Here is a 25,735-nt window from a genome sequence, read left to right on the forward strand (position 1 = left end):
AGGATATCAAATGGTTAGTAAAGAAAAGAGATTTGTTCTTCATATAGTGTTTGCCTCCCTAATGATATTTGGGGCTTTCACGGTCCCAGCTGTTTTGTTATGCATTAGATATCAGGATTATAACGAACTAGCTCATATTGGGACGATATCAATATCAACATTAATTATAGGCTTTATAGGTCAGAAAGTGTTTTACTATGATGTAAATCGTATGAATTCGAGAATATGCTTTATGACGACTATTTTTACATGGCTCACTATGATCTTCATAACATCGATTTCCTTCTACCTCAGCAGTCTTAACTTATCTTATATAGATTCTTTGTATGAAGCGGTTGCATCTTGGACAACTACTGGTACTTCGGTCGTAAACTCTGATGTTATGCCTGTTGGTCTTCAAATGTTACGCGCTTCGTGTAACTGGATGGGCGCACTCGGAATTATTGTTATTGCTTTAAACTTCCTACCTACATGGCAGTTTGTAGGAAGATCTCTTGTCATCACAGAGATAGCTGGTCCTGGATTTATGAAAATAAATACCACTTTCAGAAAGACTTATCGAAGAGCTCTGGCAATATATATCTCTCTGACAGCAATTCAGTATGTTCTGCTTAGAATCTCGGGTCTGAAGAAAAGTGATTCCCTAATTACTTCCCTGAGCAACATCAGTACTGCCGGTTTAATGAATTTAAATAACGGTAATATTGTTGGTTATGGAATAGCTGTAAAGATAATAATAACAATTTTCGCATTCATAAGTTCACTCAACTTTTCTATTCTATTATTAGCAACTATGAAAAAATTCAAGGAACTATCTGAGGAACCAGAATTAAAATTCCACTCTGGAAGAATTATTATAACTGCTGGTTTTATTACGGCAATATTGTATATCACTTATAATAGAGGTCTTTCATTGCTCAAGGAATTCGGTAATGTACTCATGCAGGTTATTTCTTATTTTACTACTGCAGGATATCAAATTACCGACACTAGCCGATGGCCAGGGGCGGCTTGTGCAATTATATTAGTTCAAATGTTTATCGGGGCATGCGCGATATCTTCTGGTGGTGGAATAAAAGCTGCAAGAACTATAATTGCCGTTAAAACGGCTTCAAGAACGCTTTATCACCACATTCATAAGAATGCCATCAGACCCATTAAATATTCAGGAACACCGCTTAAACTCAACACACTGCTCCGTTGTAATTTGTACATTGTAATGTTTGTTGTAACGTATCTGTTTGGGACGTTAATATTATCTATTGATCTTGATCTTAATAGCGCTCTAAACACTTCTCTTGCAATGCTGACTAATACTGGTACTTATATTAATCAAACCGCAACAAATGGGATTATTGACGACTACTCTATATTGTCCAAGATAGTAATGATGTTTCTGATGCTTGCTGGAAGACTTGAAATCTACCCTGTTTTACTCGTATTCTTCAAAAACTTCTGGAAGAATGATAACGAATTTTTGTAAAAATAAAATGCTTCAGATAAGAATGAGTTCTATGTATCTCATCCTGATCTTAAGCTTATTTTTTAGCATCAACTCTTTTAGTGTTCAGTAATATCACTGCCCAACGAGATCAAAATTAATATATCCGTCTTCTAGACTAGCATCTATTACTATTATCTTAACAGGCTGACCGAGGGTAATTACTCTACCACTAACCTCATCAATAGCAGAGTAAGTCTTTTCATCAAGGATATATCTATTGCCAAGTAAATTGATATTTATAAATCCTTCTATAGTATTGTCTAGCTCAACATAAATACCGTGAGATTTTACACCGCTTACGACACCATTGAACTCTCTGCCAATATGATTACGCATATAGATAACTTGATAGTGCTTTGTGATCTTTCTCTCCAGTTCCATAGCCTTTCGCTCTGTCACTGATACATGTTTACAAGCATAATCCAAGAACGAATTATACTCTCTGTCAATAGAAAAAAATTCACCTAAATGAATTTGATTCTTAATTGTTCTATGTACTAGTAAATCAGCATATCTTCTTATTGGTGATGTAAAATGACAATAGTACTTAAACGCAAGTCCGTAATGTCCTAAGCATTCCGGTGAATAATATGCCTTCTGCATTGTTCTAATCATCACTCGACTTACTAGAGCTTCTTCTGGCTTGCCATCAAGCATACATAGAATATTGCTTAACTCTTTTGTCTTTATCGAATCTGATTTTCCATTGAGGCAAAAGCCTAGGTTCATCAAAACTTCTTTTAGCTCCATCATTTTAAGCGCATCAGGCTTCTCGTGAACTCTGTAAGCAAATGGCACTTTTGCCCAGAAATAGTGCTCTGCAACAGTCTTGTTGGCTACGAGCATAAATTCCTCTATCATGCGATTTGCTACTCTGCGCTCAGACAGCACAACATCTGTCGGCTCACCATCATCATTTAGGATTATCTTTGATTCAGGCAAATCAAATTCCAGACTTCCGTCACGTTTACGTCTTCTAGATAGGACATAATATAAATCAAATGCATCACTAAGCATCGGAAACACATCGCTATACTTTCTGATTAAATCTTCATCATGATCCTCTAGCATATTCGATACATCATCATATATAAGTCTATAGTTAGACTCTATTATAGATTCGCAAATATCGTAATTTACAACGTGCCCCTCATCGTCAATTTCCATTGCACAGGTAAGTGTAAGTCTTTCGACCCTAGGATTTAAACTGCACTCACCATTTGAAAGACGTTCAGGAAGCATAGGTAAAACTCGGTCTGGTAAATATACACTATTTCCTCGATTTAAAGCTTCTTTATCAAGCATACTACCTACACGAACATATTCTGCAACGTCTGCGATATGTACGAGCAATTCATAGTTTCCACTATCCAGCTGGCTAACGCTTATAGCATCGTCAAAATCCTTTGAATCAGCCCCATCAATAGTTACAGTCATGAGTTCTCTATAGTCCTTACGTCCAAGAGAAGGAGCAATTTTAACTTTATTAGCTACCGCATCAGCTTCGTTAATGACTCGATTAAAAAAATGAGGTTTTACGCCATAATCAGCCATTTGACTCAAAATAAATGCATCTCTATCTCCTGCCATAGCTACTACAGTTTTAATCCTACCTTCAGCAATATAATCACCTTTAGGATATCTAATAATCTTTGCTTTAACTACATCTCCAGTTTTTGCTGAGCCAATATTCTTTTTAGATATCATTATGTAGTCTTTGTTATTATTAATCGGATATACAAGATATAAGCCACGTTCCATAATTAAATGTCCGACAACATACTGACAGCTGCGCTCTATGATTTTAATTATATTGCCTTCAAAAGCTCCGCGCCGTCTGTTATTTTCACGTGCTTTCACTCGCACGATATCTCCATTCATAGCACCATTCATATCCCTACCAGATACAAATACATCATCCCCATTATTAGGACACACGAAACCAAACCCACGCTTGTTCTTCATGAGCTTACCTTCTACTATCACATATTTCCTAGTGCTTCTTTTTGGCTTTGTTATCTTTCTTTTTCTAGACATCTCACCCTGCTTGTAAATATAAAAATAGGCCGACAAAAGTCGGCCATGACAATCTATTTATTATTTATTCTTCTGTTGCTTCAGCTTCAGTTTCAGTTTCTTCATCACCAAGCAATGCCTTAATGCTTAGACTGATTCTCTTTCTATCTGCATCGATTTCCATAATCTTAGCAGTTATCGAATCTCCAAGCTCTAACTCGTCAGAAACATTCTCAACTCTTCTGTTAGCAATCTCAGAAATATGGACTAGCCCATCAAGACCAGCTTCTAGCTCAACAAATGCGCCATAGTCTTTAATCTGAACTACTTTACCTTCGATAATCTGTCCAATCTCATACTTGGAACCAACTAATGACCATGGTTCAGGCTGAGTCTGCTTTAGACCGAGTGAAATCTTTCCTTTCTCTTCATTTAATGCAAGAATCTTAACGTTGATAATGTCTCCGATATTAAGAACCTCCTTAGGATGCTTAAGTTTACCCCAAGAAATTTCAGAGATGTGAAGAAGTCCGTCAACACCACCGATGTCTACGAATGCACCGTAGTCAGTGAATCTCATTACTTTACCCTCAACAACATCGCCAACATTTAGGTTTGCCCAAATCTCTGCTACCTGCTTACGCTTTTCGTCAACTAGTACAGCCTTTCTTGAGAAAACTGCTCTGTTACGCTTGTTGTCAACCTTGATAACCTCAACATCTACTGTCTGTCCTAGGAATTCGTCGGCATTTTCAACATATCTATCAGATAGCTGAGAAAGAGGAATAAATCCTGAAATCTCCTTGTATGCTGCAATTACTCCGCTGTTAACAGATTTAACTAGCTTAACTGAAATGATTTCCTTATTAGTCTGTGCGGCAGCAAGTTCCTTGAAGTTCTCATTCATCTCGAGTCTCTTCTTGGAAAGAAGAATTCCACCCTCTCCATCATCTGACTTCATTACCTTGGCCTGGATTTCATCACCTTCCTTGAATAAGTCAGCTAGAGTCTGTCCTGGCTCCAGAGATACCTCATTCTCCAAAAGAATTCCATCCTTCTTGCATCCAATGTTAACGATTACCTCGTTATCCATTACCTGATGCACAGTTCCATCAACAATTTCTCCAGGTCTTGGTAGACGTAAAGAATTCTCAATGTCATCCATATAATCCAACATTGGATTATGATCCACATTAGCTGTGACATTTTCGCTCATACTAGCAATAACCTCCTTAATAATCCATTCGGGTGTTGAAGCACCCGCAGTTATCCCTATTTTATTATAATTGCCCAGTTCTTTCAACTCTAAATCTGAAATGTCCTGTATAAATAATGCATTTTTACAGGTTTTTTTTGCTATTTCATATAGTTTTTTTGAATTTGAGCTATTAGGGTCTCCAATAACAACCATAACGTCTACTTTTTCAGATAGTTTTGCACAGCTCTCTTGTCGATCTCTAGTCGCATTGCAGATGGTATTTTTTATCTCATATTTAAAAGATTTTTCATCGAAAACGCGAAGTATTGAATCCAGTAGTTCTCTTTTTATTGTTGTCTGACATACTATCAAAGGGATTTTGTCAGAATTAAAATTATTGACGAATTGCTCTGCCTTTTCTTCGTTCTCGAGAATTATACCTGCGTAATCACACCAGCCATTAGTAGCCTTAACTTCTTGATGATTTGCACTCCCAATGATTATGACTGGTCTACCGTCTTTATGAGCCGATAAAACCAAATTATGAATCTTAGTAACGAATACGCAAGTAGTGTCTATTAACTCTATATTCTTTAATTCTGCCTGATCGTAAAATTCCTTTGGTTCCCCATGAGAACGTACAATTACCACATCACCTTCTTTTGCTTCATCGAGAGATGAAATCGTTTTTACTCCCATAGATGCAACTTTGTCAATGACAGCGCTATTATGAATTAGATTGCCGCACGTGTATGTAGTGCGGCAATCTTTTTTAGCTCTATCTATTTGTTCAAAGGTCTTATCAATGGCTTTCTCTACGCCAAAACAAAACCCAGAATGATCAGCTCTTATTATTTCCAATTATCCCCCTTACCTGCTCTTAGAAACACTTTTTCCCAGGGAATTTAGCACCAGCGCCAAGTCCATCTTCAATTCTTAGAAGCTGATTATATTTAGCAACTCTATCTGTACGCGCAGGCGCTCCAGTTTTAATCTGTCTAGCATTGATACCAACTACCAAATCGGCAATAGTAGTATCTTCAGTCTCACCAGATCTGTGCGAAACGATAGCATTGTATCCGTTCTTTTTAGCAAGCTCAATCGCCTCTAGTGTCTCAGAGATGCTTCCAATCTGGTTAAGTTTAATTAAAATTGTATTCGCACAGCCTAACTCAATTCCCTTTGCCAATTTTTCTGGATTTGTAACAAATAGATCGTCACCAACAATCTGAACCTTGTTTCCAAGCTTCTCTGTCATAAGCTTCCAACCATCCCAATCATCTTCATCCATTCCATCCTCGATGGAAGCAATTGGGTACTTGTCACAGAATTCAGCCCAGTTTTGAACTAGTTCTGCTGCGCTGAACTCTCTGCCTGACTTTGGCATCTTATAGAACCCGGTCTTGTCAGTCTTCCAGCCGCTTGCCGCAGCATCAATTGCGATGACAAAATCATCGCCTGGTTTATAACCAGCATTCTTGATAGCTGCTAAAATATAGTCTAGCACTTCAAATTCATCTTTAAGATCTGGAGCAAATCCACCTTCATCACCAATTCCTACTGAATATCCTGCCTTTTTTAGATCTTTACCTAATTGGTGATATACTTCAGCACACCATCTTAAGCATTCTCTGAAGGAAGGGGCGCCTACAGGCATAATCATGAATTCCTGTACATCTACTGTATTTGATGCGTGCTCTCCTCCATTTAGGATATTCATCATTGGAACAGGTAGTGTATTGGCATTAATGCCGCCGAAAAATTTAAATAGCGGAATACCTAATGATTTAGCTGCCGCCTTAGAGCAAGCAAGCGAAACTGCAAGAATAGCATTAGCTCCAAAATTACTTTTTTCTTTTGTTCCATCTGCATCAATCATCAGTTTCTCTAATGTATATATATCCTGAGCATCCTTGCCAAGAAGTAAAGTTTTAATCTCATTGTTAACGTGATATACCGCTTTAGAAACGCCCTTGCCACCATATCGAGATTTATCACCATCTCTAAGCTCAAGAGCTTCATATATGCCTGTTGATGCACCACTTGGTGTATCTCCAACTGCAACAGTCCCATCTTCTAGCCATACCTCAGCTTCTACTGTAGGATTTCCTCTTGAATCAAGAATTTCTCTGCCAATTACATTTGTGATTTTAGATGACATACCATACCCTCCGTTTGAAAATAAATTCAATACAATATTATTCGCATAATATTTATCTGTAATTATTGTAGTTTGAAAGCTGCATTTGCAATTTCCATAAATGTACCAACCTCAAGGCTTGCGCCTCCTATCAATCCTCCGTTAATATCAGGCTTTTTTAGAAGTTCATCGGCATTTGAAGGCTTCATACTACCTCCATACTGAATTATTATTGCTTCAGCAGTTTCCCTTCCGTACATACCCTCTACCATTCCTCTGATAAATCCACACATCTCTTCTGCCTGATCTGGATTCGCCGTCTTACCTGTGCCTATTGCCCAAATTGGTTCATATGCTATAACAATCTGTTCTACCTCCGCTGGTGTGAATCCATCTAAATCTTCAGTGATCTGGCTACTAACAAACAGCATTGCATTACCAGCATCCCTAATCTCAAGACTTTCACCAACGCATAAAATAGGTGTGATTTCTTCGGTTAAAAGCGCTTTAAGTTTTCTATTTACCGTACTATCTGTCTCAGCAAAATATTCTCTTCTTTCAGAATGTCCCACTATACAAACGTCTATGTCAAGTTCCTTTAGCATAGGTACGGAGATTTCTCCCGTGTAAGCACCACTCTTCTCAAAATGAACATTCTGTGCACCTACCTTTATACCAGTACCATCAAATGCCCTCTTGAGTGTTTCAAGCTGTGTAAATGGTGCAATGATTGCTAATTGTTCTGGATGTGCAATATTCTCGCCTTTTAATTGATTAGCAAAGCTTTTTGCTTCAGCAATTGATTTATTCATCTTCCAATTACCAGCAATTAAAAATTTTTTCATCTAAACATCCTACCTCTTTTTTTATTTATCACTTAAGCAAGCTATTCCAGGAAGCTTTTTTCCCTCTAGGAATTCGAGACTTGCTCCACCTCCTGTGGAAATATGCGTCATCTTATCAGCTAATCCAAAAGAAGTAACTGCTGCAGCTGAATCTCCACCACCGATTATTGTAGTAGCATTAATTGATGCTAAGCATTCTGCAATAGCTCTTGTTCCAGAGGCAAAAGTTGGCATCTCAAAAACTCCCATCGGTCCATTCCAAACAATAGTCTTGCACTTCTCAAGTTCGCTGCAGTATAACTGCTCAGATTTTGGTCCAATATCCATCCCCATCATATCATCAGGAATCTCCGAAACACTGCAAACTTCATGCTCAGATTCATTTGAAAACTCTTTAGCTGCTACCACATCTACTGGTAGTACAAGCTTTACTCCCTTTGCACCAGCTTCTGCCTTTATCTTGTCTATAAGTTCAAAGCCTTCTTCATCGAAAAGAGATTTTCCAATGCTATAGCCTTCAGCTTTTAAGAATGTATAAACCATCCCTCCGCCTATAAATAAGTAATCTATCTTATCTAATAAGTTAATTATAACCGGGATTTTATCTTTTACTTTTGCACCACCCATTATTGCAGCTAGTGGTCTCTCTGGCTTTTCAATTGCAGCACCTAAAAATTTCAGTTCCTTCTCAATCAAGAATCCTGACACCGCAGGAATATAATCCGCAATACCTGTTGTTGAAGCATGCGCTCTATGCGCTGTTCCAAATGCATCCTGTACAAACACATCACCGAGAGATGCAAGCTCTCGTGCAAAACCAGGATCATTTTTCGTTTCTTCATTTCTATATCTTACATTTTCAAGAAGTGCAACTTCAGAAGGAGAAAGATTTTTCACTTCTTCGAAAACCTTTTCGTCCACCACTGAATCAGATTTTATGAAATTAACATGAGCTTCAAGTCTCTCACTAAGCCTTTCTGCTACTGAAGAGAGCGAGAATTCCTGATTAGGCTCACCTTTTGGTCTACCAAGATGCGATAAAATCACAACTTTTGCGCCATGATCACGTAGATACTTTATCGTAGGTAATGCAGCAACAATTCTAGTATCATCACTAATTCTACCATTTACAAGAGGAACATTGAAGTCACATCTTACAACCGCAGTTTTATCAGTCCAGTCAATATCCCTAATCGTCTTCTTCATGTCGTGTACCTCACTTGTACAAAATAAACGATATGCCGCGCAGAGTGCACGGCATCATATAGCTATAATTCTTATTTATTATCAACTTTTCCCATGTGCTGAATGAGTCTTAAAAGCTGTACGCTATATCCATACTCATTATCATAGAACATAATAAACTTGAAGAACTTGTCATTTAACTCGATTCCTTCTCTTGTATCGAATATGCAGGTGCAAGGATCTCCAATGAAATCACAGGAAACCACTTCATCATCAACGAATTCAATGATTCCCTTGAACTCATTTTCAGAAGCTTCTTTTACCTTAGCGCAAATATCATCGTAAGATGCTGAGTTCTTAAGGATAAGATTTAAATCGATAACCGATACATTAGCTGTCGGTACACGATAAGCTTTGCCAGTTAGTCTTCCTTCCAATTCTGGAATTACAAGAGATACAGCCTTTGCAGCACCTGTCGTTGTAGGAATTATATTGTTAAATACAGATCTCCCAGTTCTCCAATCCTTCATAGATCTTGCATCAACCACTTTCTGCTTAGCTGTCGCCGCATGGATAGTTGACATCAGCCCCTGATCAATTCCCCAGTTATCATTGATAACCTTGCAGAGAGGTGCCAGGCAGTTTGTAGTACAAGATGCATTAGAAACAACATTAAACTTACTGTCGTATTCATCATGATTAACACCATATACATATGTGGGTGTTGCCTTGTCCTTGGCAGGAGCAGAAATAATTACTTTCTTAGCACCAGCATCAAGATGCGCCTGAGCCTTCTCCGTTGTGTTATAAGCACCTGTACCTTCAACTATATATTCAGCTCCGCACTTAGCCCAAGGAATATTCTTAGCATCATCTTCCATAAATACTGGAATCTTCTTGCCATTTACAACGATTCCATCTTCATACTTCTCAACAGTTCCTGGGAATCTGCCGAACGTAGAATCGTATTTAAGCATATAGACGATATAATCCAGATCGGAGTTACGCCAGTTAATACCTACAATTTCGATATCTTCCATATCAAGAGCAGCTCTCATAACAACCCTTGAAATTCTTCCGAATCCGCTAATACCGACTTTAATCATTTTTTCCTCCTTAACATTCGAAAAAGATAGCCATTACATAAAATACTATTATAGAAGCCCGGGGAATCCGTTTTGACGGAGAGCCTCAAATAAAACAATATTGACTGAATTAGCAAGATTAAGAGATCTAAGCCTTGTGTTCTCACTCATAGGTATTCTGATAGCAGTGTCATTATATCTGCTAATCAGCTCCTTTGGAAGACCTCTTGTCTCTCTTCCAAATAAGAACATGTCTCCATCTTCATATTCAAAATCAGTGTAGCAATTCTCACCATGAGTGGTAGCAAGAAATAGTCTCGCATTTCCATATTCGAAGAGAAATTTATCTAAACTGTCGTGAACGATTAAATCTACGTATTTCCAGTAATCAAGTCCAGCTCTTCTAACTGATTTATCATCAATATTAAAACCAAGTGGTTTCACTAGATGAAGCGTAGTATTGGTTGCTGCGCAAGTTCTTGCGATATTACCAGTATTCTGTGGTATTTCTGGTTCAACTAAGACTACATGTAGCAACAATTTTATCTCCTTAAAACTAAAACTTTCAACAAAAATATAATATCAGTTAGATGTTGTATTTTCAATAATGCAATCCTAAATTTATTTTTGATTATTTTGATTATACTTACACACATTCTTTATACAGCATTCATGACATTTAGGATTTCTGGCAGTGCAACACCTTCTTCCATGAAAGATTAATACATGATGCATATGTGACCATCTGTTCTTCGGAATGACTTTCATAAGTGCCTTTTCAGTTTTTAAAACATCATCCTCATCAACTAGACCAATTCGATTAGATACCCGGAACACATGAGTATCAACAGCTATATGGGGTTCCCCAAATCCAACAGACATTACTACATTTGCTGTCTTACGTCCCACTCCTGGAAGTTTCTGAAGTTCCGAAAAATCACGAGGAACCTCCCCATCATATAGATCACAAAGCATTTTGCCTATTCCTACAAGGCTTTTTGCTTTATTTTTATATAGACCGAGAGTTTTAATCAAGGCCTCCACATCTTTACTATTTGCGGTTGCTAACTGGCTTGGATACTCATATGTGCTAAACAAATTGGGTGTTATCTTATTTACACTAGCATCTGTCGTCTGTGCAGATAAAACAACTGCTATAAGCAAATGAAAAATTGAGTCATAGTGAAGTGCGCAACCAGCATCTGGGTACTCTTCTTCTAATTTATCCAATACAGCTTTTACTTCTTCATCAGTTTTAAAATATTTTTTCGTTTTAAGTTTATTCATACTTTTAACCTTATAATTTAATCTTTAATCATTGACTTTATGCATACTTTTAATATAATTGTATACATAACATACATTATATATATTGTATACCTCATGCAATGGTCTAACATAGGAGGCATATATGGTAATTAATCCAGAACTAGAGAGCAATCAGTCTCTATCAAACAGTCTTTTCGTGAAGGTCCAGGAAGACATTCTTAGCGGAAAGATACCAGCTAATTCAAAGCTTACTGAACAGGCGATATGCAAGCGTTTCAACGTTAGCAGAACTCCTGTGCGAGAGGCATTTAGACAATTAGAATCAGATGGACTCATTGAAAATATTCCTAATCGCGGTGCATACGTAATCGGACTATCTAGCCGTGATATCTCAGACCTATTTGATCTTAGGAGCACGTTTGAAGTTCAAGCAGTTGAATGGGCTATCGAGCGAATGAATGATGATGAAGTAAGTACACTTAAAGAAAACATCGAATTTATGGAATTCTATACTCTAAAAAATGATGTCGATAAGGTTTTTCATTTCAATTCTGCATTCCACAATATAATCTACAAAGGGACGAAGAACAGAATGCTTTTTCTTACTCTATCGACCTATCAAACATACCTTAAGCATTCGGCACCTGCGAAAACATTCTCTGATGAATATCTAAAGACAATACTACAGGAGCACAAGAATATTTTTGAAGCCTTCGAAACAAAAAATGCAGCTGCTGGTAAAACTGCTATGGGCTACCATATGAAGCAAAGCAAGCTTCGTAGAATGTCTCATTTATTCTAAATAACATTTCAATGCGATATTTTATAATACTATCGCATTGAAATTGAATTAAACTATTTATTTAACTTGTGCTCTATCCAACCCAATATATCTTTTATAACCTGTTTCTTACATGCATCATGGAGTATATCATGATAACAATCCTTATATAACTTGTACGAAACCTCATTATGGCCTTTTGCGCTAAGCATATTAGCTATTCTCATTACCGAATTTCCGCAGTTTCCTCTCTGGTCTTCCGCACCTGCAAGTATATAGATAGGAATATCTGGCAACCTAACTATGCCATCCTTTCCCTTCAGTTGTTCAATTACATATATCATCTCTCTGTAGGCAGATGCTGCGAGCATAAAACCACAGCCTTCATCGTCTACGTATTTTCTTACCTCTTCTTCATCACTGCTTAACCAGAAGAATTCGTTATAAGGTGGTGCACCTGATGGTTTTCCCGTCTGATACATAGTATTATGAACACTCTCAGATACAGAGTTAAATCCCTTTTTCTTTATATGATTATTAGCATTCAACTTGATTAAACTTAGAGCTGCTGGGATCTCAAGATTTTCCATAGAAATAATCATTGATATGTTTCCATACTTAATCGTATATAGTTCACAAAGCATGGCTCCAAATCCAGCACCAATTAAAATACGCGGAATGTCATCACCAACTTCAGAAACGACTTCGTCGAAAAGTGAATCTATGTCACCGAGTAATCCCTCATATGAATTTTTCTTCAATCCAAAGCATCCTTGATGGCCCTGCTTGCTCATACCATGTCCTATTAGGTCATTTCCACATACGTAAAATCCAGAATCGTTAAGCGCTATAGCTAGTTCCTGATAACGCAAACTATGTTCGCTTATGTCGTGAACTATCTGAACTATTGCACGCGGATTTGCGCATGTGTATTTAAACGAAACAACCTGTCCTTCACCATTTGCTGCACGTCTATATATATATCTCTATATTCTGCCATGTGTCTACCTCACAACATTATAAGTGTACTAAATTATTCCGATGCCAGTAAATATGTGAATTTAATGTAGATCATCAGAATTAACACCGATTTATTAAAGTATAACATAAGAGATAGGTGCAAATAAAACACCTATCTCTATGCATAAATTTATATGAACTTTTGTAGCACTAGCTTAATGAACATCAAACTTTAGACTATCATCTGAAATAGTAATTTCAATAGTTTGACCATCGTTTACTTCGTTTGAAATAATCATCTCTGCAATTTGATTTTCGATGTTCTTCTGCACATACCTCTTAACTGGTCTTGCACCAAATTCTTCATCATAAGATTCTTTAGCGATAAAATGCCTTGCGTCTTCTGTAAGTTCAAGACCTATGCCTCGTTCTTCAAGTCTTTTTACGAGTGATTCAATAATTAAATCGACAATCTTTTCTATTTGTTCAACTGTAAGCGATTTAAATACTACTATATCGTCTATTCTATTGAGAAACTCTGGTCTAAAGAATGTCTTAAGCTGAGATTCGGGTAGATTAGAAGTCATGATAATGATCGTGTTCTTAAAATCCACTGTCCTTCCCTGATTGTCTGTAAGTCTTCCATCGTCTAGCAATTGAAGAAGTATATTAAATACATCTGGATGAGCTTTCTCGATTTCGTCAAACAGTATGACACTGTATGGCTTTCTTCTTACAGCTTCAGTTAGCTGTCCACCTTCATCATATCCTACATATCCTGGAGGAGATCCTACTAATCTTGAGACCGTGTGCTTCTCCATATATTCTGACATGTCAATTCTTATTAAATTCTTTTCAGTGTCAAAAAGTGTCTCTGTAAGCGCCTTAGCGAGCTCCGTCTTACCTACACCAGTAGGTCCTAAGAATATAAATGAGCCAACTGGACGGTTCTCATTCTTAAGCCCTGCACGAGCCCTCAAAATTGCCTCTGAAACAGCTCTTACACCTTCATCCTGACCGATTACCCTCTTATGAAGAATATCCTCTAGGTGAAGTAATTTTTCACGTTCAGATTCAGCGAGCTTACTTACCGGAATACCTGTCCACTCGGAGATTACTGCTTGAATTTCTTCTTCACCAACCTCTTCACGGAGCATTCTGCTCTCATTTGCCTGTTCTGTCTTATTCTTTAAATCTTCAATCTCTTTTTCTAGAGCTGGTAACTCACCATACTTTAACTTAGCAAGCTTCTCTAAATCATATTCACGCTCCGCACTCTCGATTTCATGGCGTAGCTCATCTAGCTTGAGCTTCTTATTTTTAAGCTCTTGAATCATATTTTTCTCATTTGACCATTTAGCCATGAGCTCGTCATTCTCAGTCTTAAGGTTTGCTAGCTCTTCGCTAATTGCATCTAATCTACTCTTGCTAGCCTTATCATCCTCTTTGGAAAGTGCTTGTTTCTCGATTTCAAGCTGCATGATTTTACGAGATATCTGATCAAGATCCGAAGGCATACTATCTATTTCAGTTCTAATTCTAGCAGCTGCTTCGTCCATCAAGTCAATTGCCTTATCTGGTAAATACCTATCACTTATGTATCTATTAGATAATGTTGCACACGCGATCAGTGCATTATCAGTGATTCTAACACCATGATGTATCTCAAACTTTTCTTTGAGCCCCCTTAAAATGGAAATGGTATCCTCAACAGATGGTTCATCGACCATAACCTTTTGGAATCGTCTTTCAAGCGCTGCATCTGTCTCAATATATTTTCTGTACTCATCAAGTGTCGTAGCACCTATGCAGTGCAGCTCACCTCTAGCAAGTTTTGGCTTGAGAAGATTTCCTGCATCCATCGAGCCTTCAGTTTTTCCAGCACCAACGATAGTATGAATCTCATCTATAAAGAGAATAATATTACCATCTGACTTATCTATTTCATTTAAAACAGCCTTCAGACGTTCTTCAAACTCACCTCTATATTTAGCACCAGCAATCAGCGACCCCATATCAAGAGAGAAGATTGTCTTTCCCTTGAGTCCATCAGGAACATCACCATTTACAATACGCTGAGCGAGTCCCTCTACAACAGCAGTCTTACCAACTCCAGGTTGACCAATCAAAACTGGATTATTTTTCGTCCTTCTAGAAATAATCTCTATAGCTCTTCTAATCTCGAGATCTCTTCCTATAACTGGGTCGAGTTTACCTTTTCTTGCAGCATCTACTAAATCTGTACCATATTTATTTAAAGCATCATAAGTATCCTCAGGATTCTGACTTGTAACTCTTTGATTTCCTCTAACCATAGTCAGAGCCTTCATAAATTCATCCTTGTTAATACCATACTTGCTCATTAATCCATTAACTTCTTGATTGTTAGACTCAAGAATTGCAAGATATAAATGCTCAACACTTACATAATCATCCTTAAAATCACTTGCAATTTTTTCGGCTTTAGTAAGCACGTTGTTAAGCTCAGAACTCATATATAATTGAGTGGAGCTGCCACTTACTTTTGGAAGCTTTTCAAGATTTGATTTCAAATCAGCTTTTAGTGACTTGACATCAACATTCATTGCCTCCAAAAGCTTAGGAATCAAACCATCACCGTCACTTATTACTGCATAATGAACATGTGCAATTTCTAATTGCTGGTGTCCATACGAATTAGCTATACTTTGCGAATCGAGAATGGCACCTTGCATTTTCTGAGTATATTTTTCAATATTCATTGCCTTCCTCCTTAATTAATTACTTTATTATAAACAATACATTTGCTTACAGTAATAATTTAGCACTCGTCTGTGACGAGTGCTAATAATTAACGTGATGATTGTGTGAAGATGTAAATCTTATTCTTTAATTTCTGTAGTTTATTCCTCATAGAACGAAGATTAGGCCAAGATAATACCATTGAGTATAGCTGAGTAAATACCACTAGTTAACGGATGAAGTATCTTGTTCACAAGACCGAATAGTAGCATTAACAGTAATATGATGCCACCATACTGATACACCGTACTGTACCAGCTTGTTTTGCGAAGATTAAAGAGTTCTGTAACTAATCCAAATCCATCAAGTGGCGGTACAGGAATAAGGTTAAATACCATCAGTGTTATATTAACCATTACAACATATAGGAATATCTTTGTTATTATCCCTTGCAACGAATCTTCTAGTATGACTTCTTTGCCCCACATATTAATCGAAAATCTCGTTATAAAGGAGAAAACTATCGCTATAAGAAAATTCATAGATACGCCTGCGATAGACACTATAAACTCATTTAATCTAGGATGTTTATAGTAACGATTATCAATCTGAACAGGAATCCCCCAACCAAATCCACAAAATACCAGTGCCGCGAATCCAAATGGATCAATATGTTTTGTAGGATTTACAGTTAATCTACCCTGCAGCCTTGGTGTAGGATCACCAAATGCATTAGATGCAAAAGCATGTGCAAATTCGTGAAAGGAAAGCCCTACTATAATGCCCGGCAAGGTAAGAAGCATGTCAAAGAAGTATTCCTTTGGATTTCTAAGTCCTCCATCTAAGAAATTCGTAACCAATAAAAGAATTAATATAATTCCTGGTCCGGAGCGAAGTAAATTTTTAAAATTATCTTTCATATCATCATCCTATTTTATACAAGTACACCATCGATGCTGAAAGTTTTACAATCAGTGATTTTAACATCTACAAGTTGGCCGGTTATGTTTCTTCCTGAAGAAACATTTACGAGTTTAAATCCATCTGTCCTGCCTGAATATGATTTATCATCTTTGCGGCTAGAACCATCAATAAGCACTTTGACGGTTTTATCTGAAAGTCGTTTATTCATCTCCAGCGAATATTTGTTTGTAACTTCATTTAATCGTTCAAATCTCTCGTGCTTAACATCGTATGGAATCTGCTCTGAAAATCCAGCAGCAGGCGTACCTTCTCGTGGCGAGTAAATAAAAGTAAAGGCAGAATCATATTTAACATATTCAACTAGTGATAATGTGTCCTCAAACTCCTGCTCTGTCTCCCCTGGAAAACCTACGATGATATCTGTAGTAATTGCAATATTTGGACATGTAGCTTTGAGCTTGTTGATAATATCGATATATTTTTCTCTATCGTATCTTCTGTTCATGCGCTTTAAGACTGAGCTACTGCCTGACTGGACAGGCAGATGTATGTGCTTACAAAGCCTTTCACACGTTCTATAACAGTCTATCAATTCGTCTGATAGGTCTTTAGGATTGGAGGTCATAAACCTAATTCGCGCAAGGCCTTCTATGTCATTGATTGCCCTTACGAGAGTAGGGAAAGTATTCCCTTTGTCATCAATAAATGAATTTACATTTTGTCCGAGAAGCATAACTTCAATTACACCATCTGCAACTAGCTCTTTTACTTCATTAACCACATCATCCAGGGAGCGACTCTTCTCTCTTCCACGAGTGTATGGAACTATACAGTATGTGCAGAAGTTGTTACATCCATACGTAATATTAACTAGTGCCTTGTGCTTATGCAGTCTCTTTGAATCCTTTTCGTCTGGTACGATAGAATTATTAGCAGTAATAGAAAACTGCTTTTTACCTGTTGATATTCTGTCGTTTAGAAGCCTTGGAAAATTGCAAATCGTCTGGGTTCCGAACACTACATCAACCCATGAAAAGCTCTTTTTTATCTCTTCTTGGACACGCGGTTGCTGTGGCATACATCCGCATACGCAAACAATTCTCGTATCCTTTTTTTCATCACGCCTTTTTTTAAACTGACCCAGCATTCCGTAAAATCTCTTATCAGCATGTTCACGGACACTGCACGTATTAAGAACGACGACTTCTGCTTCATAAGGGTCATTTGCTAGAACATATCCCATACCTTCTAGCATTCCCGCGATGTTCTCGGAATCATGTTCATTCATTTGACATCCGAAAGTTATAATGTGGTATTTTTTCATCTATTACTTGTTCTCTTGTTTTCTATCTCTATTCATAAGCATTTCAACGGCATCTCGTGGATTGAGTTTTCCATCGATTACTGCTTTAATAGCGTTTGTAATCGGCATATCAACCTTTAGTTTTTTTGCCAATTTACTTGCTGCTTCAACTGTATAAATTCCTTCTACAGTAGTCTTAATCTCCGTTACTGCTTCTTCTGGTGTCATTCCTCCGCCGATTAGTAACCCACATCTTCTATTTCTAGACAAATCAGATGAACATGTTACCATCAAATCACCAATTCCAGAAAGACCGGAAAAGGTCTCACCATTTGCGCCCATAGTTTCGCCGAGTCTTGATATCTCGTGAATTCCTCTGGTCATAAGTGCGGCTTTTGAATTGTCACCAAAATTCATTCCATCCGTAATTCCCGTACCTAAGGCGATTACATTTTTGAGTGCACCACCAAGCTCAACTCCAATAATATCGTTAGTGGTATAAACTCTAAATGTTTTGCTCATCATTATGTTTTGAATTTCTTTAGCAGCCTTCTCATCTTCAGAAGCCGCTACCACTGTAGTTGGATAATTACGAACAATTTCCTCCGCATGAGAAGGGCCAGAAACTGCAACATACTTATTTTTAATAAACTTCTTAGCAATTTGAGACATAGTCTTGAGAGATTTATTCTCTATTCCTTTAGCTAAGTTAACGATGATCGCATTCTTATCTATATACTTTGCATTCTTCTCGAGGAAGGATCCAAATTGCTGTGCAGGAATGGCAAATATAATTATATCTCTCTTTCCAACAGCTGTTCTGATGTTAGATGTGAATCTAATCTTGTCATAGAGCAAAGCTCCTGGTAAATACTTTTCGTTTACCCTGCTTTCTCGCGTATTATTTATGTCTTCTTTATTACGACCGTATATTGTTACACGGTGTCCATTATGTGCTATTACATTAGCAATCGCAGTACCAAAGCTCCCATTACCTATTACAGATACCACCCTCTTATCTTCTGATTTAAGGTGAGGAACTTCAACATCCATATAATAATCAACGGGTTCATCTGAAATCTCAATCTTATTGTGCTCTATAGCAGTTGCTTCATTGACGAGTTCGTTTTTAGAACCTGCAATCATTATATTATCTTTATTATAGCTGTTTTGCTCTTCTGCATTGATTTCGCTATTCGCATTTAATTTAGCTTTAGACTCTTCATGCTTAAGCTTGTTGTCGGCGTCAGATAATTTTAAACTATTTTTGCCGATTATAGACTTATCAGATGTATCGGAGTTTTTGGTATTATTGGTTTTATCACCATATACATCAGGGTTCTTGGTACTAATGGATTTATCAATATTCTCTGATTCATCTAGCTGCTCTCTTAGTTTCTCTTTTATTTTTGAACCGATGCTAAGTTCCTTCTCTTCTCCCTTCATCAGTCTCTTAATATTCCCACGATGAGTGAATAGAATAATAAATGTCATCACTACTGCAATCGGTAATCCTTTTGGATAGTAATAAAGCATCAAAAATGGATATATCATCGCTGCAGTTATTGACCCAAGAGACATCTTCTTTGATGCTACTGCAACAACAACGGCTATTAATGCCGCGGCAAACATGCTTGGCCAATTTAAAGCCATCGCAGCCCCTAGAAAAGTTGCAACTCCTTTGCCACCCCTGAATTTAAATATAATTGGATAGATATGTCCAATAACTACAGAAGCAAAGGCAAGCATTGCTCCAATATTGTTAAATCTTCCTTGCGCAATATAAACTGCTATAAATCCTTTAAACACGTCTATCAGCAAAGTGCAGACTGCTGCGTTAGTCCCCAGAACCCTTAGTACATTAGTTGTTCCAGCATTTCCACTTCCAACCTTCTTGATGTCAATCCCATAAAATCGACCTATTAAAGTTGCTGGTGATATATTACCGATAAGATATGCAAAAATTACAATGATTATAAGCGGTAAATATTTCATTACTGATCTCCCTTTTTCTCATTAAATAGGAACTTTATAGGTGTCCCTTCGAAGTCATAAGCCTCACGAAGCTTATTTTCAAGATATCTCGAATAAGAGAAATGCATGAGCTCACGTGAGTTTATATTGAATGAAAATAGTGGTGGTCTTGAACCTATCTGACTAGCATAATAAATCTTGAGACGTTTGCCCTTATCTGAAGGGGGCTGTCTCATCATTACAGCGTCTTCTATAATGCTGTTTAGCTTTCCTGTCGTTATTCTCCTCGACCTAATTTCCTCAATCTTTGAAGTCTTATCTATGATATCAAATATTCTCTTTTTCTCTAACACAGATGTAAATATTATAGGTGCATAGGATACAAACTGAAGATCCGCTCTGAGCGTGCGTTCATAGTCTTTCATAGTGTTGGTCTCCTTTGCAATGAGATCCCATTTATTAACCACTATCATTAGACCTTTACCCGCTTCATGTGCAAGACCAAGAATTTTCTTATCTTGTTCAGTCAGTCCCTCTGCTGCATCTATCATCATAATACATATATCGCATCGTTCAACAGCTGTGACGGCTCTTATAACACTGAAGTGCTCAATTGAATCGTTAATTTTGCTCTTACGTCTTAATCCCGCAGTATCGATAAGTGTGTATTCTCGACCCTTATATGTAAATGGTGTATCGATAGAGTCACGAGTAGTTCCGGCAATCGGTGAAACAATAACACGCTTCTCGCTGGTAAGTGCATTTACTAGGGATGATTTTCCTACATTTGGTTTTCCAATGATTGCAATCTTAGTCGATTCCTCATAACCATATATTTCATCTGGAAAACCCGCAACTATGGCATCTAGAAGATCTCCAATATTGAGCATGTTAACAGAACTGATTGCAATAGGCTCTCCTAATCCTAACTCATAGAAATCATAGATATTATCACCGAACTTATTTGGATTATCGACCTTGTTGACTACAAGTATAATCTCCTTGCCAGTTCTCCTGAGTATATTGGCAACGTCGTGATCTGCCGTAGTTAGTCCTTCTTTGCCATCTACCATAAAGACAATAACATCTGCAAGCTCCATAGCGGTCACAGCCTGTTCTCTCATCTGAGATAGGATTACGTCACTAGTATTTGCCTCTATTCCACCTGTATCAATAATAGCGAACTCTCTACCGTTCCATTCAGTCTCTGCATATATTCTGTCTCGTGTAACTCCTGGGGTATCTTGAACGATGGCCTTTCTCTCTCCGATTATTCTGTTAAAGAATGTGGATTTTCCAACGTTAGGTCTACCTACGACTGCAAGTATAGGTTTACTCATCGAAAATACCTCCTGCAAATTCCTTTGGGTCAAACTCTTTAAGGTCATGTATACCTTCACCAACGCCGATAAACTTAATTGGAAGATCGTATTCGTCAGTTACAGTGATTGAAATTCCTCCTCTAGCGGTGCCATCAAGCTTTGTAAGCACTATGCCCGTGATATCAGCAATCTCAGAGAATTCCTTCGCCTGGCTGATTGCGTTCTTACCAGTTGTCGAGTCGAGTACTATCAATGTCTCTCTTGATGCCTCTGGATACTCACGGCTGATGATTCTATCCATCTTTTCAAGTTCCTTCATAAGATTAGTCTTATTCTGAAGTCTGCCTGCGGTATCGCAGATTAGTACATCTATATCATTTGCTTTTGCAGACTGAACGGCATCATATATAACCGCAGCTGGATCTGTCCCTTCATCATGACGAATAACCCTTACACCAGAGCGATTCCCCCATTCTACAAGCTGATCTGCAGCTGCTGCACGGAATGTATCCGCAGCAGCAAGCAGAACGCTCTGACCGCGCTCTTTGAAGAGGTTTGCAAGTTTACCGATAGATGTAGTCTTGCCTCCACCATTAATACCTATCATCAGAATCACAAGTGGATAATCTGTCGAAATCTTGTTGCGCTCGCCTTTATCAACGATTTCAGCAATTACATCTGTAAGCGCCTTCTTAATATCTTCCGGCTTGGTAAGATACTTTGCGTTAATACGCTTCTTCAGCATATTCATTATCTTATCAGTTGTCTCAATACCGATATCAGATATTACGAGTGACTCCTCGAGTTCCTCATAAAATGACTCATCGATATTGGGGTTGCCAACGATTACATTGGTAACCTTTTCTGTAAATTTTTTGAATGTGCTTTTATCCTTAAAAAGTCCCATCTTTATCCTTTCCAGCTAGAGCTGTATAAGTTATCTATTCGTTTGAGTACTCATTTGGGTCAAATCCGTCTTCAAACTTGAGCGAAAGCACTCTGGAGATTCCTTGCTCCGGCATCGTTACTCCGTATAGAACATCCGCATGCTCCATAGTTGCTTTGTGGTGAGTAATAAGCGCAAACTGCACGTCTTCAAAGCGTTTAAGATAATTTGAGAATCTCTCAATATTCGCTTCATCAAGCGCTGCCTCTACCTCATCGAGAATGCAGAAAGGCGTTGGTTTTGCTTTAATTACAGCAAACATAAGCGCAATAGCTGTAAGGGTCTTCTCTCCACCTGACATCAAATTGATGTTCTTGAGCTTTTTGCCAGGAGGCTGTGCGATAATCTCAATTCCTGATGACAGCGGATTTGATTCATCCTCAAGTCTTAGCTCAGCGTGACCGCCTCCAAATAATTCTCTGAAGCTATGCTCAAAGTTTATAACCACCTTGTCGAAATTTTCTTTGAACTTATTCCTTATATTGCGCTCCATATTGGTAATAATAGATCTAAGCTCCTTCATCGCTGTAGATATATCGCTTTCCTGTGCTGTCATAAACTCGTATCTCTTACTAACCGACTTATACTCCTCAATGGAAGATATATTTACGTCGCCTAGTTCAGCCATACGAAGCTTGATTTCTTTGGCTTCTTTATTACCAGCAGTGATACCGAAATCATCATCTCTGAGGTCCTGTGCTTCTGCGAATGAAACTTCGAATTCATCCCATAACTTATCCTTCTGTGTATCGAGCAGCGTTTCGCTCTTAGCGCTCTTAACCTCCAGTTTATATTTATCATCCTGAAGTTCATTTAGCTCATGAGTGAGTTTCTTTTGATCTCTGATAGCCTCTTCGTAAGCTGCTTTATTTTCGTCGATAGATTCACCCAGAACCTTGATGCGATCTTCGAGCCCTTGCTTAAGTTCCGTAAGCTGTGCAATTTTCTCGCTCGATTCAGCATCACTGCTAGTAAGCATATGATGCTTCTCCTTAAGTTCTTTATAAGCTTCTGTAGATTCCTCCATCTCATTCTCAAGATCTGTAATATAGTCTCTAACACGTTCAATTAACTCGTTTAGCCCTAGAATCCTCGCATCCTGCTCACTTAGCTGAAGCTTATTTTCTAGTGTTATCTCACGAAGCTTATTTACACGAGCATCGTACTTCTCAGCCTCGCCCATGAGTTCTTCAATATGCTCATTGAGTCTGGTTATTTGTACTTCAGCATCAGCTATTTCATTTTTATGTTTCACGACCATCTCGGTTGCTCTATCGATATCTCCATCAAGCGTCTCAAGTTCACTTGCATACTGATCTTTATGTGCACCAGCATCGTCCGTAAGCTTTTTGATTCTCTCAAGTTCGCTACCGATTACACCCTTATCAACTTCTATCTGCTGAAGCTCATCATATGCCTTACCTCTGGACTCTTTAAGCTCTGAAATTTTAGTATTAGCCGATGTAATTTCTTCTCTAAGCGCGGCTATCTGATTCTTGTACTTCTCGGATGCATCGCTCAGTTCCTTGATTTCATTCTTTCGCTCTAAAATATTTGCAGATTTATTCTTAAATCTTCCACCTGTAATTGCACCACTAGCATTTATTACTTCACCATCTGTTGTAACAATTCTGTAACCCCTGCTGATCATCTTGGAAATCTTTACCGCATCATCCATGTTGCTAGTAAATATAACTCTCCCTAGCAAATACTCGAGAATACCATGGTATTTATCTTCTGTTTTAACAATTTCAGAGGCTACCCCAAGATACCCAGGAACATTCTCAATTTCACGCTCCGGATAATGCTTGTTATATCTTATAGATGAAAGTGGAAGAAATGTTGCTCTACCAGCTTTATTTTCCTTTAGCCATCTTACTGCAGACTTTGCCGAAGAATCATCATCGCAGATGATATTCTGCATCGCTGACCCCAGTGCAGTTTCGGTTGCAACTTCGTAACCTGATGGAACCTTTATTAAATCTGAAACTGTACCAATAATGCCGCTAGTATGTTGCTTCATAAGGAGTCTGACAGCATTGTTATACCCCTCGTAATTACTCTCCATCTCTTCGATGGTGTTTTTACGAGCAAGGGTTCTGTTGTACCTATTGCTTAGATCTTCTATCTGTTTAGCACTATCGCTTGTCTGCTCTTCTAGCGACTTGACGCTTGCGATAATCTCATTAATATGACTAGCTACACTGCTCTGCCTACTCTCTGCTTCTCTATACTGTTCTTCTAGCTGCTTAAGCTGACGATTATTCTCTGCATCGATCTCATCCTTTCCGCTATACTCTTCGCTCAATTTTTCTTTTCGCTCATTAAGCGTTGTTACATAATTCTCCAAAGTTGAGATATCTGCTTTTCTAGTGATATTCTTGTTGCTCAGGCTGATAATATCATCCTTACTGGTATCTATCTCAGAATTAATAGCTTCCAGCTTTCTCTTGCTCTCATTGAAATCAGCTTCTGCATCCTGTAGTGCAGCTTGAGCTTGTTCTTTCTCAGCTCTATATGATTTTTCATTTGACTCGAGTTCAGCAAAATTGTTATTTTCTATCTCAAGTTTATTTTTCGTCTCTTCGATAACAGATTCGAGTCTTGATAACTCACGTTCAATACCCTGAATCTTTTCTTCATTTACCTGCCCGCGACTCGTAATAGTATTGAGCTCCTCGATTTTATTTAAAAGCTCAGTATTTGCATCCTCATATGATTGGTCAAGCTCAGAAGATTTATCTCTAATTCTCTCTATCTGAAAGTCGAGCTCAGAAGATTTTTTATCCATAGCTCTAAGCTTCTCTTCCATATCGATAAGCTCATTGCGAGAATTTTCAACCGTACGAATTAAACCATCAATATTGTGTATAATGATGTTAATACCTACGTATTTGTATCTGTCACGGAGAACGATATATTCACTTGCTCTTTCTGACTCATCCTTAAGAGTTTCGATACGGCCTTCAATCTCAGATATGATGTCCTTAACACGTTCGAGATTGTCAGATGCAGCTGACAGCTTCCTTTCCGCCTCTGCTTTCCTGCTCTTATATAACACTACTCCGGCCGCTTCTTCAAATATTTCTCTGCGATTCTCCGGTTTTGTACTTACAATCTCTTGAATCTTTCCTTGCCCAATAATTGAGTATCCGTCAACACCTATTCCGGTGTCCATGAATAGCTCTTTAATATCTTTCAACCTACACTGATTGCCATTTATCAGATATTCACTCTCACCAGATCTATACATACGGCGTGTAACCTGTACTTCGCTATACTCGAGAGGCAAGATGAATAGTGAATTATCTATAACAAGAGAAACTTCGGCCATACCCTTAGGTTTTCTGGTCGCAGTTCCGGCAAATATAACATCGTCCATCTTACCGCCTCGAAGCGACTTTGGACTCTGTTCACCAAGCACCCAACGTAGCGCATCGCTGATGTTGCTCTTGCCACTTCCGTTAGGTCCAACAATGCATGTTATTCCGTCATTTAAGTCGATGGTTACGGGATCTGCAAATGACTTGAATCCCTGTAGCTCTATTCGTTTAAAATACAA

General features: G+C 38.0%; 18 protein-coding genes. 2 read left to right on the plus strand and 16 right to left on the minus strand.

Annotated features, from left to right (window positions below):
• Positions 1 to 10: 10 nt before the first annotated feature.
• Positions 11 to 1,483: a TrkH family potassium uptake protein gene (locus QU661_RS04645; protein ID WP_304989101.1), complete on the plus strand. Its 1,473-nt coding sequence runs from the start codon at positions 11 to 13 to the stop codon at positions 1,481 to 1,483.
• 93 nt (positions 1,484 to 1,576) lie between these two features.
• Here the strand turns inward: QU661_RS04645 and rnr are convergent, their stop codons facing one another.
• From rnr to nth, 8 genes are all read right to left on the minus strand, one after another.
• Positions 1,577 to 3,541: a ribonuclease R gene (gene rnr / locus QU661_RS04650; protein WP_304989102.1), complete on the minus strand. Its 1,965-nt coding sequence runs from the start codon at positions 3,539 to 3,541 to the stop codon at positions 1,577 to 1,579.
• Between the two features lie 64 nt (positions 3,542 to 3,605).
• Complete coding sequence (locus QU661_RS04655; protein ID WP_304989103.1) at positions 3,606 to 5,579, minus strand: bifunctional 4-hydroxy-3-methylbut-2-enyl diphosphate reductase/30S ribosomal protein S1; 1,974 nt, start codon at positions 5,577 to 5,579, stop codon at positions 3,606 to 3,608.
• 19 nt (positions 5,580 to 5,598) lie between these two features.
• Positions 5,599 to 6,879 carry a phosphopyruvate hydratase gene (eno, locus tag QU661_RS04660; RefSeq protein ID WP_304989104.1) on the minus strand — a complete coding sequence of 427 codons (1,281 nt, stop codon included), beginning with the start codon at positions 6,877 to 6,879 and terminating at the stop codon, positions 5,599 to 5,601.
• A gap of 62 nt (positions 6,880 to 6,941) precedes the next feature.
• Positions 6,942 to 7,703: a triose-phosphate isomerase gene (gene tpiA / locus QU661_RS04665; protein ID WP_304989105.1), complete on the minus strand. Its 762-nt coding sequence runs from the start codon at positions 7,701 to 7,703 to the stop codon at positions 6,942 to 6,944.
• Positions 7,704 to 7,724: 21 nt separating this feature from the next.
• Positions 7,725 to 8,909 carry a phosphoglycerate kinase gene (locus QU661_RS04670; protein ID WP_304989106.1) on the minus strand — a complete coding sequence of 395 codons (1,185 nt, stop codon included), beginning with the start codon at positions 8,907 to 8,909 and terminating at the stop codon, positions 7,725 to 7,727.
• A gap of 71 nt (positions 8,910 to 8,980) precedes the next feature.
• Positions 8,981 to 9,994 (minus strand): type I glyceraldehyde-3-phosphate dehydrogenase, encoded by a 1,014-nt coding sequence (gene gap, locus QU661_RS04675; protein WP_304989107.1) that lies wholly within the window; start codon positions 9,992 to 9,994, stop codon positions 8,981 to 8,983.
• A 48-nt stretch (positions 9,995 to 10,042) separates the two neighbouring features.
• Positions 10,043 to 10,513, minus strand: a complete 471-nt coding sequence (gene trmL / locus QU661_RS04680; protein ID WP_304989108.1) for a tRNA (uridine(34)/cytosine(34)/5-carboxymethylaminomethyluridine(34)-2'-O)-methyltransferase TrmL — start codon at positions 10,511 to 10,513, stop codon at positions 10,043 to 10,045.
• Between the two features lie 81 nt (positions 10,514 to 10,594).
• Positions 10,595 to 11,260, minus strand: a complete 666-nt coding sequence (nth, locus tag QU661_RS04685) for an endonuclease III (RefSeq protein WP_304989109.1) — start codon at positions 11,258 to 11,260, stop codon at positions 10,595 to 10,597.
• 124 nt (positions 11,261 to 11,384) lie between these two features.
• Here nth and QU661_RS04690 point away from each other — a divergent pair, with 124 nt between their 5' ends.
• Positions 11,385 to 12,044 carry a GntR family transcriptional regulator gene (locus tag QU661_RS04690; protein WP_304989110.1) on the plus strand — a complete coding sequence of 220 codons (660 nt, stop codon included), beginning with the start codon at positions 11,385 to 11,387 and terminating at the stop codon, positions 12,042 to 12,044.
• Positions 12,045 to 12,097: 53 nt separating this feature from the next.
• Here the strand turns inward: QU661_RS04690 and QU661_RS04695 are convergent, their stop codons facing one another.
• The 8 genes from QU661_RS04695 to smc form a co-directional block, all read right to left on the minus strand.
• Positions 12,098 to 12,895, minus strand: a complete 798-nt coding sequence (locus QU661_RS04695) for a serine aminopeptidase domain-containing protein (protein WP_304989111.1) — start codon at positions 12,893 to 12,895, stop codon at positions 12,098 to 12,100.
• 303 nt (positions 12,896 to 13,198) lie between these two features.
• A complete protein-coding gene (gene clpB / locus QU661_RS04700) occupies positions 13,199 to 15,724 on the minus strand; it encodes an ATP-dependent chaperone ClpB (RefSeq protein ID WP_304989112.1) in 2,526 nt (841 codons plus the stop codon).
• Between the two features lie 162 nt (positions 15,725 to 15,886).
• Positions 15,887 to 16,624, minus strand: coding sequence for a site-2 protease family protein (locus QU661_RS04705; RefSeq protein ID WP_304989113.1), 738 nt, complete (start codon positions 16,622 to 16,624; stop codon positions 15,887 to 15,889).
• Between the two features lie 14 nt (positions 16,625 to 16,638).
• Entirely contained in the window at positions 16,639 to 17,916 is a 1,278-nt protein-coding gene (miaB, locus tag QU661_RS04710) for a tRNA (N6-isopentenyl adenosine(37)-C2)-methylthiotransferase MiaB (RefSeq protein ID WP_304989114.1), read from the minus strand.
• 39 nt (positions 17,917 to 17,955) lie between these two features.
• A complete protein-coding gene (gene plsY / locus QU661_RS04715; RefSeq protein WP_304989115.1) occupies positions 17,956 to 19,926 on the minus strand; it encodes a glycerol-3-phosphate 1-O-acyltransferase PlsY in 1,971 nt (656 codons plus the stop codon).
• Complete coding sequence (gene der, locus QU661_RS04720; RefSeq protein WP_304989116.1) at positions 19,926 to 21,245, minus strand: ribosome biogenesis GTPase Der; 1,320 nt, start codon at positions 21,243 to 21,245, stop codon at positions 19,926 to 19,928. The genes plsY and der overlap by 1 nt, the downstream gene beginning before the upstream one ends.
• Positions 21,238 to 22,134: a signal recognition particle-docking protein FtsY gene (gene ftsY / locus QU661_RS04725; protein ID WP_304989117.1), complete on the minus strand. Its 897-nt coding sequence runs from the start codon at positions 22,132 to 22,134 to the stop codon at positions 21,238 to 21,240. Before ftsY ends, der begins: the two co-directional genes overlap by 8 nt.
• A 34-nt stretch (positions 22,135 to 22,168) precedes the next feature.
• Positions 22,169 to 25,735, minus strand: a complete 3,567-nt coding sequence (gene smc, locus QU661_RS04730; protein WP_304989118.1) for a chromosome segregation protein SMC — start codon at positions 25,733 to 25,735, stop codon at positions 22,169 to 22,171.

It is taken from the genome of Mogibacterium neglectum, from assembly GCF_030644205.1.
In the GTDB taxonomy this organism is placed as follows: domain Bacteria; phylum Bacillota; class Clostridia; order Peptostreptococcales; family Anaerovoracaceae; genus Mogibacterium; species Mogibacterium neglectum.